Origin of the sequence: Bacteroides sp. B1-V-101, from assembly GCF_023656585.1 — a bacterium.
Taxonomy (GTDB): domain Bacteria; phylum Bacteroidota; class Bacteroidia; order Bacteroidales; family Bacteroidaceae; genus Bacteroides; species Bacteroides thetaiotaomicron.
On record NZ_JAMOKH010000001.1, the window covers coordinates 85,271 to 103,879 of the forward strand.

The 18,609-nt window shown below is 44.3% G+C and carries 18 protein-coding genes and 1 tRNA gene; 13 read left to right on the plus strand and 6 right to left on the minus strand.

From position 1 onward, the window contains the following. Positions 1-22 precede the first annotated feature (22 nt). The 4 genes from NBH01_RS00360 to pheS all read right to left on the minus strand — a co-directional run bounded on the left by NBH01_RS00360 (position 23) and on the right by pheS (position 4,416). Positions 23-1,282, minus strand: a complete 1,260-nt coding sequence (locus NBH01_RS00360; protein WP_008763375.1) for a phosphoglycerate kinase — start codon at positions 1,280-1,282, stop codon at positions 23-25. A 93-nt stretch (positions 1,283-1,375) separates the two neighbouring features. Next, complete coding sequence (gene nth, locus NBH01_RS00365) at positions 1,376-2,053, minus strand: endonuclease III (protein ID WP_008767855.1); 678 nt, start codon at positions 2,051-2,053, stop codon at positions 1,376-1,378. Beyond that, the gene (locus NBH01_RS00370; RefSeq protein ID WP_008763377.1) at positions 2,050-3,249 is read right to left on the minus strand and encodes an MFS transporter; all 1,200 of its coding nucleotides are present in this window, start codon (positions 3,247-3,249) and stop codon (positions 2,050-2,052) included. Before NBH01_RS00370 ends, nth begins: the two co-directional genes overlap by 4 nt. 147 nt (positions 3,250-3,396) lie before the next feature. Further along, positions 3,397-4,416, minus strand: coding sequence for a phenylalanine--tRNA ligase subunit alpha (gene pheS / locus NBH01_RS00375; protein ID WP_008763378.1), 1,020 nt, complete (start codon positions 4,414-4,416; stop codon positions 3,397-3,399). 121 nt (positions 4,417-4,537) lie between these two features. On the opposite strand from pheS, the gene NBH01_RS00380 reads away from it, so the two are divergent. The 3 genes from NBH01_RS00380 (at position 4,538) to NBH01_RS00390 (ending at position 6,752) form a co-directional block, all read left to right on the plus strand. After that, the gene (locus tag NBH01_RS00380; protein WP_011107933.1) at positions 4,538-5,590 is read left to right on the plus strand and encodes an energy transducer TonB; all 1,053 of its coding nucleotides are present in this window, start codon (positions 4,538-4,540) and stop codon (positions 5,588-5,590) included. Between the two features lie 62 nt (positions 5,591-5,652). Further along, positions 5,653-5,865: a hypothetical protein gene (locus NBH01_RS00385; protein WP_008767859.1), complete on the plus strand. Its 213-nt coding sequence runs from the start codon at positions 5,653-5,655 to the stop codon at positions 5,863-5,865. 110 nt (positions 5,866-5,975) lie between these two features. Next, on the plus strand, positions 5,976-6,752 hold the full coding sequence (locus NBH01_RS00390; protein ID WP_072066645.1) for a Cof-type HAD-IIB family hydrolase: 777 nt from the start codon (positions 5,976-5,978) through the stop codon (positions 6,750-6,752). Positions 6,753-6,840: 88 nt separating this feature from the next. On the opposite strand, the gene NBH01_RS00395 is transcribed toward NBH01_RS00390, so the two are convergent. Then, positions 6,841-6,914, minus strand: a tRNA-Ala gene (locus NBH01_RS00395). Between the two features lie 120 nt (positions 6,915-7,034). Here NBH01_RS00395 and NBH01_RS00400 point away from each other — a divergent pair. From NBH01_RS00400 to NBH01_RS00415, 4 genes are all read left to right on the plus strand, one after another. Further along, positions 7,035-7,337, plus strand: coding sequence for a DUF4286 family protein (locus NBH01_RS00400; RefSeq protein WP_008767861.1), 303 nt, complete (start codon positions 7,035-7,037; stop codon positions 7,335-7,337). Then, positions 7,334-7,900: a crossover junction endodeoxyribonuclease RuvC gene (gene ruvC, locus NBH01_RS00405; RefSeq protein WP_008763383.1), complete on the plus strand. Its 567-nt coding sequence runs from the start codon at positions 7,334-7,336 to the stop codon at positions 7,898-7,900. The genes NBH01_RS00400 and ruvC overlap by 4 nt, the downstream gene beginning before the upstream one ends. 85 nt (positions 7,901-7,985) lie before the next feature. Then, positions 7,986-9,992: a type I pullulanase gene (gene pulA, locus NBH01_RS00410; RefSeq protein ID WP_016267013.1), complete on the plus strand. Its 2,007-nt coding sequence runs from the start codon at positions 7,986-7,988 to the stop codon at positions 9,990-9,992. Between the two features lie 36 nt (positions 9,993-10,028). Beyond that, positions 10,029-11,483, plus strand: a complete 1,455-nt coding sequence (locus tag NBH01_RS00415) for an ATP-binding cassette domain-containing protein (protein ID WP_008763385.1) — start codon at positions 10,029-10,031, stop codon at positions 11,481-11,483. Between the two features lie 85 nt (positions 11,484-11,568). On the opposite strand, the gene NBH01_RS00420 is transcribed toward NBH01_RS00415, so the two are convergent. After that, positions 11,569-13,374, minus strand: coding sequence for a PAS domain-containing sensor histidine kinase (locus NBH01_RS00420; protein WP_090616306.1), 1,806 nt, complete (start codon positions 13,372-13,374; stop codon positions 11,569-11,571). Positions 13,375-13,613: 239 nt separating this feature from the next. On the opposite strand from NBH01_RS00420, the gene gpmA reads away from it, so the two are divergent. The 6 genes from gpmA (at position 13,614) to NBH01_RS00450 (ending at position 18,605) form a co-directional block, all read left to right on the plus strand. Continuing rightward, on the plus strand, positions 13,614-14,360 hold the full coding sequence (gpmA, locus tag NBH01_RS00425; protein ID WP_072066647.1) for a 2,3-diphosphoglycerate-dependent phosphoglycerate mutase: 747 nt from the start codon (positions 13,614-13,616) through the stop codon (positions 14,358-14,360). 50 nt (positions 14,361-14,410) lie between these two features. Further along, positions 14,411-15,463, plus strand: a complete 1,053-nt coding sequence (locus tag NBH01_RS00430; RefSeq protein ID WP_008763387.1) for a class I fructose-bisphosphate aldolase — start codon at positions 14,411-14,413, stop codon at positions 15,461-15,463. A gap of 67 nt (positions 15,464-15,530) precedes the next feature. Further along, entirely contained in the window at positions 15,531-16,187 is a 657-nt protein-coding gene (gene fsa, locus NBH01_RS00435; RefSeq protein ID WP_022471505.1) for a fructose-6-phosphate aldolase, read from the plus strand. Positions 16,188-16,360: 173 nt separating this feature from the next. Next, a complete protein-coding gene (locus NBH01_RS00440; protein WP_008763389.1) occupies positions 16,361-17,311 on the plus strand; it encodes a tyrosine-type DNA invertase cluster 3b in 951 nt (316 codons plus the stop codon). A gap of 336 nt (positions 17,312-17,647) precedes the next feature. Further along, entirely contained in the window at positions 17,648-18,226 is a 579-nt protein-coding gene (locus NBH01_RS00445; protein WP_074859750.1) for a UpxY family transcription antiterminator, read from the plus strand. Positions 18,227-18,236: 10 nt separating this feature from the next. After that, positions 18,237-18,605 carry a UpxZ family transcription anti-terminator antagonist gene (locus tag NBH01_RS00450; protein WP_250699927.1) on the plus strand — a complete coding sequence of 123 codons (369 nt, stop codon included), beginning with the start codon at positions 18,237-18,239 and terminating at the stop codon, positions 18,603-18,605. The last annotated feature ends 4 nt before the right edge of the window (positions 18,606-18,609 follow it).

The window sequence follows — 18,609 nt, forward strand, 5'->3', positions numbered from 1 at the left end:
AAATTACATTGTTATAAATTCATTATTCATTAATGGCAGCGATACCCGGAAGAACTTTTCCTTCGATTGCTTCGAGCAATGCGCCACCACCTGTAGAAACATAAGATACGCCGCTAGCCAGACCGAACTTGTTAACACAAGCTACAGAGTCACCGCCACCCACAAGTGAGAATGCACCGTTCTTGGTTGCTTCAACGATAGCTTCACCTACTGTACGTGAACCGTGAGTGAAGTTTTCAAATTCGAATACACCTGTAGGACCGTTCCAAAGAATAGTTTTGGATTCTTTGATTACGTTAGCGAAGATTTCTTCAGTCTTAGGACCGATGTCAAGACCTTCCCATCCGTCAGGAATTTCATCAACAGCGCAGAACTGAGTGTTAGCGTCGTTAGAGAAAGCGTCAGCGATCTTAGCGTCAACAGCCAGTACAAGGTTTACACCTTTTTCTTTTGCTTTCTTGATCAGATCCAAAGCCAGGTCAAGTTTGTCGTCCTCACAGATAGAGATACCGATTTTACCACCCATTGCTTTGGTGAATGTATAAGTCATACCACCTGCGATGATCAGGTTGTCTACCTTATTCAACAGGTTTTCGATGATTTCGATTTTAGAAGAAACTTTAGAACCACCCATGATAGCAGTGAACGGACGTTGGATGTCGTTCAATACTTTATCAACAGCTTTTACTTCTTTCTCCATCAGGTAACCGAACATCTTGTTGTCAGTGTCGAAGTATTTAGCGATCAGAGCTGTAGAAGCGTGTGCACGGTGAGCTGTACCGAATGCGTCGTTTACGTAGCAGTCAGCGTAAGAAGCCAATTTCTTGGTGAATTCTTTCTGGCTTTCTTTGACAGCCTTCTTTGCAGCAGCCTTTTCTTCGTCTGTGGCATCTTCAGCCAAACCTCTTGGTTTGCCTTCTTCCTCAGCATAGAAGCGAAGGTTTTCGAGCAACAGAACTTCTCCCGGTTGCAGAGCAGCAGCTTTTACAGCGGCTTCTTCGCCCATGCAGTCGTTAGCAAACTGAACTTCAACGCCCAGCAGTTCAGACAGATGTTTGATGATATGTTTCAAAGAGAATTTGTCGGCAACGCCTTTCGGACGGCCCAGGTGAGAACCGATGATGATGCTACCGCCGTCAGCCAAAATCTTCTTCAAAGTAGGAAGAGCTGCACGCATACGAGTGTCATCTGTAATGTTGAAGTTTTCGTCCAGGGGTACATTGAAGTCCACGCGAACAAATGCCTTTTTACCGGCAAAATTGAATTTGTCAATTGTCTGCATAATACTCTATTTTTATTTAAAAGTGTTTTTAATATTCTCTTTTTTGATCGACCGCAAAGTTACTATTTATTTCGGTTCCTTGCTATTAAATCGTTATTTATTCTTGGCTTTTGGTGCCTCTTTTGTAACTTTATAAGTGTTACAGAAATATTTGCACATCATTTGCAAACCGCAGGTGTCACATTTCGGCGTACGTGCCTGACAAACATAACGACCATGCAGAATAAGCCAGTGATGGGCTATGGGTATTAATTTTTCCGGAATGTTCTTCACCAGTTCTTTCTCTACGCTGAATGGAGTCGTACAGCTGTCCGGCACCAGTCCGATGCGGTGACTGACACGGAAAACGTGGGTATCAACCGCCATCGCTGCTTTGTTGAAAACGACGGACTGAATCACATTGGCGGTCTTTCTTCCTACACCGGGAAGTTTGATCAGGTCATCCATGTTGTCGGGCACTTTGCTGTTGAAGTCATTAACCAGCATTTTAGCCATTCCTACCAGATGTTTGGCTTTGTTATTCGGATAAGATACGCTCCGGATGTATTCGAAAATAACTTCAGGCGTACTGGCAGCAAGAGCTTCCGGAGTCGGGAAGTCCTTGTAGAGAGGCGGAGTGATCATATTTACTCGTTTATCCGTACATTGTGCAGAAAGGATTACAGCGATCAGTAATTCATACGGATTATTGTAATGTAATTCTGTTTCGGCTACAGGAACATTTGCCTGAAACCATGCGATTACTTTTTCATAACGTTCTTTCTTTCTCATCTTAACTTGTTTTTATGGTAGTGAGGCGTTACTTTTAATTTGAAATAGACAGCGGAAACTACTGTCAGGCAGGCACCGAAAAGATATGCTTTGTCAAACGAACAGATTTCGGCTATATATCCTCCGGTCAGCATACCGATACCAATTCCTACATCCCATGAGGTCAGGTAGGTGGAAGTAGCTGTTCCCCGTTGGTTGTTGGGGGCAAGGTTTACGAACAGAGTATTGAATGCCGGAAACATAATTCCGAATCCGATTCCCATCAGCAGGGCAATTCCGAAAAAGAGAATGGTGCAGGCAGCATCATTCCATTGAATCAGATATACACAGGATGCGAGCAGGAAGAAACTTATTATAACCAGATTGAGTCCGGCGGCAATTACTTGGGTTATCTTTCCCCGGTCCACCAGCTTTCCTGAGAATATACGGGAAATGGCCATACCGATCGCCATAAAGGTAAAAAAGAAACCTGTTTGTGTATGGATTCCTATTTCGCGGGCATACATAGCTACATAATTGGTGGTCATTCCGTAGGGGATGGAAAGTAGCAACAGGCTAAGTCCCGCAGGCATTCCTTTTAATAAAATGAAACGGTCGAGTGAAATCGGTTCACGCTTTACCGGTGGTTTATAAGGTGTCTTCACCAGGCTTGCGGACAGGAATCCCAGCATACAGGAACCGAGCGCATAGCAGAATATTGTAGCGAAAGAAACCCCTCCGTCATGTAAAAACAGTCCGAACATCGGTCCGATGGACATGGCGATATTATTGGTCAGTCCATAATAGCCCAGCCCTTCACCTCTGCGGGAAGAGGGCATAATGTCAATGACTACTGTATTTCCACCTACCGTGACCATGCCGAAAGAGACTCCATGAATAATTCGGAATATAATAAATAGGGTAAGCGAGCCGGCGATAAGATATCCCGCAAACATCAGCATAAAGATGAAATAAGCGAAAAGATAAAGCGGCTTACGGGCAAACGTATCCAGCAGATAGCCGGAAAACGGGCGGATGCAGAGTGCAGCTACCGTATAACAGGAAAGCACGATGCCGATAGTGGAATTTCCTGCCTGAAAGAACTCGGATAAATAGAACGGCAAAACAGGAATCAGCAACCAGAAACCGAAGTAGAGCAGGAAGTTGGCTGCCAAGATGAAACAATAACCGGGAGTAATGAGTCTATCCTTTGCCATAATAAGTGAACGTTCAATTTGCTGATCGGAACGGTGATAAGCCATCCCGTTTCAGTGTAATCGGTATATTGATTAAATGCCAATGTCCCAATTACCATCAGATGGTTTTATTGGCACATTGGCATACTGGTAAATTCTGTGCTCTATTTAATATGCCGCTTCGAATTCTTTTAAGAAGCGTGTATCATTTTCGGAGAACATACGGAGGTCTTTTACCTGATATTTCAGGTTCGTGATGCGTTCGATACCCATTCCGAGAGCATAACCGCTGTATACTTTGCTGTCGATGCCGTTTGATTCGAGTACGTTCGGGTCTACCATACCGCAACCGAGGATTTCCACCCAACCGGTATGCTTGCAGAACGGACAACCTTTACCACCGCAAATGTTACAGCTGATATCCATTTCAGCACTTGGTTCTGTAAATGGGAAATAAGACGGACGCAGACGGATTTTGGTGTCTGTGCCGAACATTTCTTTGGCGAAGAGCAGCAATACCTGTTTCAAGTCGGTGAATGATACGTTTTTGTCTACATACAACGCTTCTACCTGATGGAAGAAACAGTGTGCACGGTAGCTGATAGCTTCGTTACGGTATACACGTCCCGGACAGATGATGCGGATAGGAGGTTTGGAAGTTTCCATCACACGGGTCTGTACGGAAGAAGTATGAGTACGGAGTACTACATCCGGATGAGCTTCGATGAAAAATGTGTCCTGCATATCGCGTGCCGGATGATCTTCGGCAAAGTTCAGTGCCGAGAATACATGCCAGTCGTCTTCGATTTCCGGACCTTCGGCGATGCTGAATCCCAGACGTGCGAAGATATCAATGACTTCGTTCTTTACAATTGTAATCGGATGACGTGTACCGAGTTCAATCGGATAAGCCGAGCGGGTCAGGTCAAGACCGTCGCAACTATTATCCTGGCTCTCGAACTGTTCCTTCAACGCATTGATTTTGTCCTGCGCTTTAGTTTTCAGTTCATTCAGTCTCATGCCGACTTCTTTTTTCTGTTCGGCAGCTACGTTACGGAAATCCGCCATCAAATCGTTAATGGCTCCCTTCTTACTCAGGTATTTGATGCGGAGAGCTTCGAGTTCTTCGGCATTGGAGGCGTGCAAAGCTTCCACCTCTTTCAGAAGTTGTTCAATCTTAGCTATCATATTTTTGATGTATTGTTATTCAGTTTCTTAGTAAAAACCGTGCAAAGATATAATTTTATCACGAACCATCGAAATAATTTGTATCTTTGTTGCCGAATGTACCGAAAATCGGGGAACACTTATGAAAAAGATTGTTATTTCTCTTCTGCTATTGACTTTATCGTTTCGCCTGTCAGCTCAGATCGACTATCTGGAGCCGGTGAAGCCTTTTACTACCTATACGGGTGAGTTGGGTGAGTATTATCGAAATGTCTTTTCTTTGCTTAATACAGGTTTTCAACAGCGTCCTTACGCGCGTTTTGTAGCCATTCCTTCTTTTTCACCGGAATATGCAATGTCGGTAGAGAAGAAGAACGGACGTTGTCTGTTGATTGCGAATACTTTGTCGCGTACCTATTGGCAGGCAGAGAAAGGAACGGTGAAAGTGGAAACTAAATCAGTGGAGATCAGTCAGTCCTTATACCAGTCTTTGGGAGCTATCGCCCGTCTGGTAACCAGCCAGATACAGGATTTGGACGGTTCGACAGCCGGACTGGATGGAGTTGTTTATTACTTCTCATCGACAGATGCGAAAGGAAAAGAGATGATGGGACGGAAGTGGTCACCCATGAAAGGTACTTTGATGGAGCGGCTTGTGTTGGTTTGTCAGTCGACTTACATGTTTTCTCAGGGAGAAAATATTTCGGAACAAGCATTGGCGGAGGAAGCAACCGCTTTATTGAAAGAGCTGGAGCACCGTACCAAAGAACAGCCGGACGCTCACAAAAAGCCGATGTATGTGGGGATTTATTCTGTTGGTCCGAAGCTCAAAACGCATTCGGGAAAGCAAATTGAAGAATTACCCTGCTTGGCTGATGTTTGTGTACGGGAATATGTAGCCGGACAAATGATTTATCCTGCGGAATTGCTTAAAGACAATGTCTCGGGATATGCTTTGTGTGAGTTTACTATAGATAAGGAGGGAGTGATTCTTCGTCCTCATATATTAAAATCGACTCATCCGGAGTTTGCAGAAGAAGCTCTTCGCATTGTGAAGGAAATGCCAAATTGGACACCGGCACTGGTGGGAGGCAAGGCGGTTGAAAGTGATTATACCCTTTATGTCCCTTTCCGTCCCCAGTTGTATAAAGAACAGTTGCAGATACGCGAACGCGAGTTGTCCAAAAAACATTAACGCCCGGAACTTTTCTCTTTTTATATTGTATTATCATTGTAACCAATAAAAAAAGAGAAGATATGGATGATATGATTAACAGACACGATTCGATTGCTGAGGAAAATATCGAACCGAATGGCCGTCCGGCTAAGAATGAGTTTGAAGAATGGAGCACTGAAGTTACCGATCGTGCAGATAATGTATTCAAAGGTGATACGAAAGACGGTCCCATCAAGGATCGTGAGAAACGAATAAAAGAAATGGATGAAGTGATAAAAAAGGACCTTGAATAAAGGTCCTTTTTTATTGTATATATGATATCTTTTTTAACACGATCTCGTGCTTATCGTTGTAGGCCATGAGAAACTTTTCAGTAACTTTGTAGCCCAAAAATATAGATAGTATGATAAAGGTATTATTGCTTGATGTAGATGGAACTTTGTTGAGTTTTGAAACTCATAAGGTGTCGCAATCCTCTATAGATGCTCTTAAAAAAGTACATGATAGTGGAATTAAGATTGTGATTGCTACCGGTAGAGCGGCAAGTGATCTTCATGAGATTGATGCTGTGCCGTATGATGGAGTTATTGCACTTAATGGAGCAGAGTGTGTATTGCGTGACGGAAGTGTGATAAGAAAAGTAGCAATACCTGCACAGGATTTTAGAAAATCAATGGAGCTTGCACGGGAATTTGATTTTGCAGTCGCTCTCGAATTAAATGAAGGTGTATTTGTCAATCGCCTTACCCCGACTGTCGAACAGATTGCCGGAATTGTTGAGCATCCGGTTCCGCCGGTTGTCGACATCGAAGAGATGTTTGAAAGAAAAGAATGCTGTCAACTTTGTTTTTATTTTGATGAGGAAGCAGAACAAAAAGTAATGCCGCTTCTGTCTGGTCTTTCCGCAACACGCTGGCATCCTTTATTTGCTGATGTTAATGTTGCAGGGACAAGTAAGGCAACCGGCCTCTCGTTATTTGCCGATTACTACAGGGTTAAAGTTTCTGAAATAATGGCGTGCGGTGATGGCGGTAATGATATCCCCATGCTGAAGGCCGCCGGAATAGGAGTGGCGATGGGAAATGCGTCCGAAAAAGTTCAGTCAGTTGCCGACTTTGTCACTGATACGGTGGACAATAATGGACTTTACAAGGCTTTGAAACATTTCGGGGTAATATAAATGTCTTAATGAAGCTTGGCTACAAAGCCAATCACAGGTTTAAAATAAAAAAAAGAGTAACTTATCATAAGTTACTCTTTTCATTTTGTGGAGCGTATCGGACTCGAACCGATCACCTCGACACTGCCAGTGTCGCGCTCTAGCCAGATGAGCTAACGCCCCATTTTTATGCCACTGATATAACGTTTGTCAACGTTTTGCTTTTGTTGGCGCAAATATAATGGAATATTCTGAAATAATTGCTATGTTTGCGGAAAATAATTTATTGAAAGGACAGATGATATGCTGATTTATAATACAACTTTTCAGGTGGACGATGCTGTTCACGATAATTTTTTGATTTGGATAAAGGAAAGCTATATACCTGAAGTACAGAAACACGGGACGTTGAAAGCACCGCGTATCTGTCGGATACTGAGTCATCGGGACGACGGAAGTTCTTATTCTTTGCAATGGGAAGTAGAGAGTAGTGGATTGCTGCATCGCTGGCACATGGAACAGGGAGTGCGGCTGAATGACGAACTTACGAAAATATTCAAGGATAAAGTAGTCGGTTTTCCGACATTGATGGAGATAGTAGAGTGATTCAACCGGTAAAAGAAAAGATTATTTTGGGTATAGACCCCGGTACGACCATCATGGGATATGGAGTCTTGCGCGTGAAAGGGACTAAGCCTGAGATGATCGCGATGGGAATTATCGATTTACGTAAATTTGCCAATCATTATCTGAAGCTGCGGCATATTCACGAACGGGTATTAAGTATCATCGAAAGCTATCTGCCTGACGAACTGGCTATCGAAGCTCCTTTTTTCGGCAAGAACGTACAGTCCATGTTGAAGTTGGGACGTGCTCAGGGAGTGGCGATGGCAGTGGCATTGAGCCGTGATATTCCGATCACAGAATATGCTCCTTTGAAGATCAAGATGGCTATAACCGGAAACGGACAGGCATCAAAGGAACAAGTAGCGGATATGCTGCAGCGTATGCTGCATTTTCCCAAAGAAGAGATGCCTACCTTTATGGATGCGACGGACGGTTTGGCGGCAGCCTATTGTCATTTTCTGCAAATGGGACGTCCGGCAATGGAAAAAGGATATAGCAGTTGGAAAGATTTTATTGCGAAAAATCCCGATAAAGTAAAATAAACCCGCAATGAAAGAGGCTGGGAGTGAGAAAAGTAATAAACAAGTAAGTGCGAAGGTAGTGTGAGTACCGCAGGGGAGGTTTAGTATGAAAATGGGAACCAATTATTTAGCGATATTAGGGGTGACTACGGTGACGACAGTAATGAGTTGTACTACTGCGAAAAAGGAATATATGTCTTATGAATTATATCCGGTCCGTACAGGAAGTCTGATTGAAATGGAGTATACACCGGAGGCAACGAAGTTTACTCTTTGGTCGCCTACGGCAGATGAAGTACGTCTGATGCTTTATGAGGCAGGCGAGGGCGGACATGCCTATGAAACGGTAAAGATGCAGTCGGGGGAAGAAGGAACCTGGACAGCTGTGGTAAGTAAGGACCTTATTGGCAAGTTCTATACTTTCAATGTGAAGATCGATGACAAGTGGCAGGGAGATACTCCCGGAATAAACGCCCGTGCTGTCGGAGTAAACGGGAAGCGGGCCGCCATTATCGACTGGCAATCCACCAATCCGGACGGTTGGGAGAGTGACACCCGACCTCCTTTGAAGTCTCCCGCCGATATGATTATTTATGAGATGCACCACCGTGACTTTTCGGTCGATTCTACTTCAGGAGTGAAGAATAAAGGAAAATATCTGGCACTGACCGAACATGGAACGATGAACTCCGACAAGTTACTGACAGGTATCGACCATCTGATCGAACTGGGCGTGACACACGTGCATCTGCTTCCTTCTTTTGATTACGCTTCGGTAGATGAAACCAGACTGAATGAAAATTCGTACAACTGGGGATATGATCCGCAAAACTATAATGTACCCGATGGTTCCTATGCCACTGATCCCTATCAGCCCGCCACTCGTGTGAAAGAATTCAAGCAGATGGTACAGGCACTGCACAAAGCTGGTATCCGTGTGATAATGGATGTGGTGTACAATCATACATTCAATACCGATGAGAGTAACTTCGAGCGCACCGTTCCCGGTTATTTCTATCGCCAGAAAGAAGATAAAACCTTGGCAAATGGCTCAGGCTGTGGTAACGAGACTGCCAGCGAACGCCTTATGATGCGTAAGTTTATGGTAGAATCCGTCCTTTATTGGATAAAAGAATATCATGTTGACGGCTTCCGGTTCGACTTGATGGGAATTCATGACATAGAAACGATGAACGAGATACGGAAGGCTGTGAATGCGGTCGATCCTACCATTTGCATTTACGGAGAGGGGTGGGCTGCCGAGGCGCCTCAGTATCCGGCTGACTCCTTGGCAATGAAGGGAAATATAGCACAGATACCCGGAGTTGCTGTCTTTTCTGACGAGCTGCGTGACGGGCTTTGCGGACCTGTAGGTGATAAGCGCAAAGGAGCTTTTCTTGCCGGAATTCCGGGAGGGGAGATGAGCATAAAGTTCGGTATAGCAGGCGCTATCGAGCATCCGCAAGTACAGTGCGATTCGGTTAATTATACTCAAAAGCCGTGGGCGAAACAGCCTGTGCAAATGATCAGTTATGTTTCCTGTCACGACGGGCTGTGTTTGGTAGACCGACTGAAGGCAAGCATGCCGGACATCACTCCCGAACAACTTATACGTCTCGATAAACTGGCACAGACTGTGGTCTTTACTTCACAAGGTATTCCGTTTATTTACGCCGGAGAAGAAATCATGCGTGATAAGCAAGGCGTGGACAATAGTTATAAGAGCCCGGATGCAGTGAATGCCATCGACTGGCGGCGCAAAACCACCAACGGAGATGTCTTCATGTATTATAAACGATTGATCGATCTGCGTAAATCTCATCCGGCCTTCCGCATGGGAGATGCAGGACAGGTTCGAAAACATCTGGAATTTCTTCCTGTGGAAGGAAGCAACCTGATTGCTTTCCGTCTGAAAGACCATGCAAATGGAGATCATTGGGAAGATATCATCGTCGCATTTAATTCTCGTCCTACTCCTGCCAGGCTTACTATTCCGGTTGGTAAATATACAGTGGTATGTAAAGACGGAGTGATAGATGTACGTGGATTAGGCATACAAAACGGACCGGAAGTTATTATTCCCGGTCAGTCAGCTTTGATTTTATATAAGTAAATTCAGTCTTTTGATAATCGAACAGAATAGAAGAATATGATTCAGAATACATTCAACATGGCGGGGGGCGTGGCACGCAACCCGCTTGTGCGTTTAGCTGCACCCATCACGGCAACGATTTCAGCCGGAGAACACATTGCAATTGTAGGGCCCAACGGGGGAGGAAAAAGTCTTTTTGTCGATACGCTGATCGGTAAATACCCATTGCGTGAAGGGACGCTGCAATATGACTTTTCTCCTTCTGCCACCCAGACCGTCTATGATAATGTGAAGTATATCGCTTTCCGTGACACTTATGGGGCTGCAGATGCTAATTATTACTATCAGCAACGCTGGAACGCCCACGATCAGGACGAAGCGCCCGATGTTCGTGAAATGCTGGGAGAAATTAAGGATGAACAACTGAAACAAGAACTATTTGAACTTTTTCGCATAGAACCGATGCTCGATAAGAAAATAATTCTTCTCTCCAGCGGAGAACTGCGTAAGTTCCAGCTGGCCAAAACTCTGTTGACAGCTCCCCGCGTATTGATTATGGATAATCCGTTTATCGGGCTGGATGCACCTACCCGCGAGTTGTTGTTCTCTTTACTCGATCGCTTGACAAAGATGTCGTCCGTACAGATTATTCTGGTATTGTCAATGCTGGATGATATTCCTTCATTTATTACCCACGTAATTCCTGTGGATAAAATGACGGTGTACTCCAAAATGGAACGTGAGGCCTATCTGGAAGCTTTTCGTTCTAGGGATGTAGCTGTTTCTTTTGATGAGTTACAGCAACGTATCGTTGATTTGCCCTATGGTGGCAATAATTACGATTCTGATGAAGTGGTCAAATTGAATAAAGTCAGCATCCGGTATGATGACCGCACTATTCTGAAAGAGCTCGACTGGACGGTGCGACGTGGTGAGAAATGGGCATTGAGCGGTGAAAACGGAGCCGGAAAATCTACTTTGTTAAGCCTTGTCTGCGCGGATAATCCACAATCATATGCTTGTGACATCAGCCTTTTCGGGCGGAAGCGGGGTACAGGGGAGAGTATTTGGGAAATTAAAAAGCATATTGGCTATGTAAGTCCGGAGATGCATCGTGCTTATCTCAAAAATCTGCCGGCTATTGAAATCGTGGCCAGTGGGCTTCATGACAGCATCGGGCTGTACAAACGTCCCCAGCCGGAACAAATGGCCATCTGCGAATGGTGGATGGATATATTTGGTATTGCGGAATTGAAAGACAAACCTTTTTTGCAACTTTCCAGTGGAGAACAACGGCTGGCATTGCTGGCACGTGCTTTTGTGAAGGACCCGGAGCTGCTGATTCTGGATGAACCGCTTCATGGTCTGGATACTTACAACCGTCGTCGGGTAAAGAAGATTATTGAAGCTTTCTGCCATCGCAAAGACAAGACGATGATTATGGTGACTCACTACGAATCAGAGTTGCCGGGCACTATTACAGACCGTATTTTCCTGAAGAGAAACCGATGAAATGGACTGTTGTCTGAAAAATAATGTTTGGCTCTGCCATTCTGAATATAATGAAGGATGACAGAGCAATTTAAAAAAGATTTTTTTAATTAATTGGATGGGTGAACCAAAAGCAGGACCCTTTTCCTGGTTCTGATTCCACACCGATTTTCCCTCCCAGTTGCGTGACGATACTTTGGCAGATAGACAGTCCGAGTCCCGTACCGGGAATAAAACTGTTGAGCTTTACAAATCGGGTGAAGATAGCTTCCTGTTTTTCCGGCTCTATCCCCATTCCCGTGTCCTGAACGGAGAATTTCACTTCGTTTCCGTCTATTTGGTAGTCGATGGTGATATTTCCTTCGGAAGTGAATTTTAATGCGTTAGTCACAAAGTTCAGTAATACCTGATAAAGTCTGTTCTTGTCACTGGTGAACGTCAGTTCGGGTAAATTATCTTTCAGGCGGAGTTCTACTTGCGGACTAGTTTTCATTTGTATAGCCTGAAACAGATCGTTACAAAGCTGTTTCGCATTCACCCTTTCAGGAATAATGTCGAAAGTTTCCGCTTCGATTTTCGATAAGTCGAGGATATCGGAAATAAGCTGAAGCAACAACTTGTTATTATCTTCTATGATCGTGATATACTGATGCTTTTCTTCCTGATCCTCCGCCTCTTCCAGCATACTTGAGAAACCGACGATCGCATTGAGCGGAGTACGTATCTCGTGGCTCATGTTGGCAAGGAAGGCAGATTTTAAACGATCCGCTTCTTCGGCTTTCTCTTTGGCTTTGATAAGCATTTGTTCGGTTTCTTTTAGTTGGGTAATATCAAAGTTGATACACAGCATTTCGATGACATTATCCTGCGGTCGGTAGTTGCGGACCAACACATTCACCCGTGTCCACGTATAACTTCCGTCGGCTCTGCGGATACGTACATCCCTGCATAATTTCGTACTTTCGCCTTTGACCACTTTCGCCAGAAAGTCGAGCATAACAGCCCGGTCCTCCGGATGAAAGTGAGAATGGATACCGATAATTTCCGGTAGGGGCGTGCCTTCCTCTTCTCCTACATTTTTATACCAGCTGCTTAAGGCATAACCATTGCGGCTTAACGCATCAAAATGAGCGTATCCAACCTTGGCATAATCTCCTACCAGTTCAAAGAAATTTTTAAATTCCTGAATTTTGTTGTAGGCGATGGTGTTTTCCGTCTTATCTACGTTTATCAACAGATAATTGATGGGCTGCCGGTCATGATCATAGAGTGTTGTTATTCTTGTTGTCAGATTAATGAAACCGGATGTTTTTTCCGATTCATAATATCCTTTGATTTTTGAAAAATCATATTGGAAGGTGAATTCAACCTCTTCATTATCTCTGATCTTTAGCTTTATTTCTTCGGGTAGTGCCGGATTCTCAAAGATATTGATACCAATAACTTTTTCTTTATGGGTGATATGGAACATTTCCAGTTCCTTTTTATTCAAGTCAAGCAGATAACCGTCTTTATTATACAGTTCAATGCCGACGGGAAGGTTTTTATAGATATTGTGCAGGATACGTTCACTGTTTTGCAGTGCCTGATAGGCGGAAGCCATGTGGGGACCATCTTGAGTTTCTGCTATTCCGTATATTTTGGTGTTTCCTTCCTCATCAGTTTCCTGAAAGCATATTTTACTGCGAATCCATACTTCCCCGTGGGGAGTATGGAGCAGGTACACCTCCTCAATGCTCTGTTGCAATTTATCGAAAGAGTAGCTGGTAGTATGGTGCTGATCCTCCCTTAGAATACGTTTATTGAAATCTTCAAAACTGATCACTCCGTCTTCGTCTATCCCGAGTAATCGGGAGATAAACTCGGAACATACATAACTTTCTGTTTTTAAGTCCGCTTCCCACCATCCCATATTCGCTTTATTCAGCAGTTTTTGCAGGAATGTGTATTCTTTCTGTTTGCTTGTTTCCAATGTCTGACTTGTTTTAACTGGCGGTTGAATATTCATTTAGTCCGTAAAAATAATCATTTTTATTGAATTCTTTTCAATAAACCATCACTTTTAGGTATTGATACCTGCTGATTCTTTCGTGAACTTTGTAGAGTAACAAAATGTTGTATATATAAAAAGATGAAAGGAGATCATTAAGAATGAAAAAGATAGTATTACTTCGTCATGGAGAAAGTGCTTGGAACAAAGAAAACCGTTTCACAGGTTGGACGGATGTAGACCTGACGGAAAAGGGAGTTGCCGAAGCGGAAAAGGCGGGCGTTACGTTGAGGGAATATGGCTTCAACTTCGATAAAGCCTATACTTCTTATCTGAAGAGGGCAGTCAAAACCTTGAACTGCGTGCTTGATAAAATGAATCTGGACTGGATTCCTGTCGAGAAGAGCTGGCGTCTGAATGAGAAGCATTATGGCGACCTGCAAGGACTCAATAAGGCGGAAACAGCTGAGAAATACGGAGAAAAGCAAGTGCTGATATGGCGCCGCAGTTATGATATTGCTCCCAATCTGCTTTCCGAAAGCGATTTGAGAAATCCGCGTTTCGATTTCCGCTATCACGAAGTACCCGATGCGGAGCTGCCGCGTACCGAATCATTAAAAGATACCATCGACCGTATTATGCCGTACTGGGAGTCGGATATATTTCCGGCTTTAAGAGATGCACATACCTTGCTGGTTGTCGCGCACGGCAATAGTTTGCGAGGTATCATCAAGCATTTGAAACATATTTCTGATGAAGATATCATCAAACTGAATCTTCCTACTGCCGTTCCTTATGTATTCGAGTTCGACGAGAACCTGAATGTTGCCAACGATTACTTCCTGGGCAATCCGGAAGAAATTCGTAAGCTGATGGAAGCGGTAGCCAATCAGGGGAAGAAAAAATAGCAGGCTTCATCGCCTGTATATAAATTGTTATACATTAAAAAAATAAAGTTATGAGTAAAGTAGTTGATTTATTAGGAGATAAGACCAGTTATTATCTGGACCATACCTGTAAGACCATTGATAAGTCGTTGATTTATATACCCTCACCGGATACCATTGATAAAGTCTGGATTGATTCGGACCGAAACATAAAAGTATTGAATAGCCTGCAAACCCTTTTAGGGCATGGACGCTTGGCAAATACGGGTTATGTGTCCATTCTTCCTGTCGATCAGGATATTGAGCATACAGCCGGCGCATCCTTTGCACCGAATCCCATTTATTTCGATCCGGAGAATATTGTGAAGCTGGCTATCGAAGGAGGCTGTAATGCAGTAGCTTCCACATTCGGTATTCTAGGATCAGTCGCACGTAAATATGCGCACAAAATACCTTTCGTGGTAAAGTTGAATCACAATGAGCTGCTGACTTATCCGAATACATACGATCAGGTATTGTTCGGCACGGTGAAAGAAGCTTGGAATATGGGAGCCGTAGCAGTAGGAGCAACCATTTATTTCGGTTCGGAACAGAGTCGCCGCCAGTTGGTAGAGATTGCCGAGGCTTTCGAATATGCTCACGAGCTTGGTATGGCTACCATTCTGTGGTGTTATTTGCGTAATAGCGATTTCAAGAAGGGAGCTATCGATTATCATGCTGCTGCCGACCTTACCGGACAGGCTGACCGTTTGGGAGTTACCATCAAAGCGGACATTGTGAAGCAGAAACTTCCTACCAATAATGGTGGTTTCAAAGCGATTGGTTTCGGAAAGACAGATGAACGCATGTACACGGAACTCACATCGGAACACCCGATTGATCTCTGTCGTTATCAGGTGGCAAATGGTTATATGGGACGTGTCGGATTAATCAATTCCGGTGGAGAATCTCATGGGGCTTCCGATTTGCGTGATGCGGTCATTACAGCAGTTGTCAATAAGCGTGCCGGTGGTATGGGATTGATCAGCGGACGTAAAGCCTTCCAGAAGCCGATGAATAAGGGTGTCGAATTATTAAACGCTATTCAGGATGTCTACCTCGATCCGGCAATAACCATTGCCTGATCTAGGAAAGATGAGAAATAATTCTTATCTTTGATTACCAGATAGTTAACCATTAAAAAATAGAATTATGAAGTTTTTTATTGACACAGCCAATTTGGAGCAGATTCAGGAGGCGTATGACCTCGGAGTACTTGACGGAGTGACTACCAATCCTTCGCTGATGGCGAAAGAAGGCATTAAAGGTACGGAGAATCAGCGTGAACATTACATTAAAATATGTAAGATTGTCAATGCTGATGTAAGTGCGGAAGTAATAGCAACGGATTATGAAGGGATGATCCGCGAAGGGGAAGAGCTTGCCGCACTCAATCCGCACATTGTTGTCAAGGTGCCTTGTATTGCTGATGGTATCAAAGCTATCAAGTACTTTACAGAAAAAGGAATCCGGACCAATTGTACATTGGTCTTTTCCGTCGGGCAGGCATTGCTGGCTGCAAAGGCCGGAGCGACTTACGTTTCGCCTTTTGTCGGACGCCTGGATGATATTTGCGAAAACGGGGTAGGGCTTATCGGTGATATTGTACGTATGTATCGCACCTATGATTACAAGACTCAGGTATTGGCGGCTTCTATCCGCAATACGAAGCACATCATCGAGTGTGTGGAGATGGGAGCAGATGTGGCTACCTGTCCGTTGAGTGCTATCAAAGGGTTGTTGAATCATCCGCTGACTGATTCGGGATTGAAGAAATTTTTGGAAGATTATAAAAAGGTGAATGGATAATTGGGTTTGAGAAACTAAATTTTCTCAAAGAATTTATTTTAAAGGGGCTTCTGACATAAAATATGTCAGAAGTCCTTTTTTAGTAATTTTAATATAGTCAAACAAGATAAAACTAAGATATCGTGTTTATTCATCTTACTTTGTAGGTTGTAATAAAACTAGTGATGTAAATAATGAATAAAAATGGATTTAGTCGTTGTGCCGATATTTATATCGGCCGTTTGCGCGAGGAGGGCCGCTATTCTACGGCGCATGTCTATCAGAACGCGCTTCTTTCTTTTAGCAAGTTTTGTGGTGTCCATAGTGTGTCTTTCCGTCAAGTCACCCGTGACCGCCTTCGCCGTTATGAACAGCATCTTTACGCATGTGGTCTGAAGCCCAATACGATTTCCACGTATATGCGTATGCTTCGTAGTATCTACAATCGTGGTGTGGAGGCGGGTAGCGCTCCTTATGTCCACCGCCTGTTTCATGAGGTCTATACGGGAGTGGACGTTCGTCAGAAAAAGGCGCTTCCCGTCGTCGCTCTTCGCAGGCTTCTTTATGAAGACCCCCATTCTGACCGTCTCCGCCGTACCCAGGCTATCGCCGCTCTGATGTTCCAGTTTTGCGGGATGTCTTTCGCCGATCTGAGCCATTTGGAGAAATCCGCTCTTGATAGCAACGTGCTGCGCTACAATCGTGTCAAGACGAAGACTCCCATGAGCGTTGAGGTTCTGGACAGCGCACAGGAGATGCTCGAGCAGCTCCGTAACCGGCGGTCTCCCCGTCCCGGCTGTCCCGACTACCTTTTCGGCATCCTTCAGGGAGATAAGAAAAGGAAGGATGAGAAAGCTTACCGTGAATACCAGTCCGCTCTCCGGAGATTCAACTACTGCCTGAAATCCCTGGCAAAGCGGCTGCGTCTCAACTTCCCCGTCACTTCCTACACGCTGCGCCATTCTTGGGCTACCACCGCCAAGTACCGTGGTGTCCCTATCGAGATGATCAGCGAGTCGCTTGGGCATAAGTCGATCAAGACCACGCAGATTTATCTGAAAGGCTTTGAGCTGAAAGAGCGTACGGAGGTAAACCGGATGAATTTGTCTTACGTTAAGAGGTGCGGTTCTGGCCTGTATGTGTGATTTAGAATCCTGATATACAGTGTTTATTGGTGTGTGTTACTTCTTAGGTAACGGAATGATTCATGGCGCAAAGATGGACATATTTATGAAAATACGCAAACAAAAATGAAATTAATTTCTTAAAATGAATCAAAAGTCGGCATAACAGACGGAAAATGACAATATCCGTGTTATGTCTTTTTTTTATTCCAATTTATGAAAGACACCTTCACTTCTGCCTTATTTCCTGAATACCAGTCCTCTTCCGATGTTTTCGTTGAAAAAAGTTCCCTGTTTCGCTTGTCCTTTGTTTGTGAGTTACCTAAGAAGTAACGGATAAACATGGGGTAAAAAAACATGATTTTAAGAAAAAAGAAATCACTCAATGCTGGGCCTATTTATGGGACAGGGGAAGGCGTAGCACACTCAAAACGCTGGTATGTTGCTTTGGTTCGGATGCACCATGAAAAGAAGGTTTCCGAGCATCTGGACAAGATGGGTATCGAGAATTTCGTTCCCGTTCAACAGGAGTTCCACCAATGGAGCGACCGTCGCAAGCTGGTCACCTCCGTCTTGCTTCCTATGATGGTCTTCGTACACGTTGACCCTAGGGAACGCATGGAAGTCCTGAGTTTTTCTACTGTGAGCCGTTACATGGTGATGCGCGGCGAGAGTAGTCCTGCCGTAATTCCTGACGAGCAGATGGCCCGTTTCCGTTTCATGCTTGATTATTCTGAAGAATCGATCAGCATGAACAGTGCCCCTTTGGCCCGTGGCGAAAAGGTCCGCGTGATTAAAGGCCCCCTGACGGGTCTTGTTGGCGAACTGGTTCATGTGGATGGCAAGAGTAAGATCGCCGTTCGCCTGAATATGCTGGGATGTGCCTGTGTGGATATGCCTGTCGGTTATGTAGAGCCTATTATGGCGCCTGTTTAAGGCGAGGGATATGGATGCTGTTATTTTACAGGAAAACATAGAGGGTTTATTAAATTTGGTACGCATGCTGCTTCCTGGTGGGGGGAGTGCAGGCTGCGTGTATCTGGATGACCTTTCCGCCTTACAACGATCCATCCACAAACAGATAAACGATTTATATTCACAACGGGGGGAGACACCGGAACAGGATGCTACCCTGTGTTTGGCCATCCTTCAGGGATATAATGTGTCGATGTACGCCAATCCGGAAGACGAGGATAGAAAACGGTCTGTCTTGCAGCGTTCTCTGACCCTCCTTGATGTTCTTCCCCCTTCTCTTCTTAAACAACAGTTGTCTGCGGTCTGTCACGGTATACAGGAACTGTGTGAAACCAACTAACTTT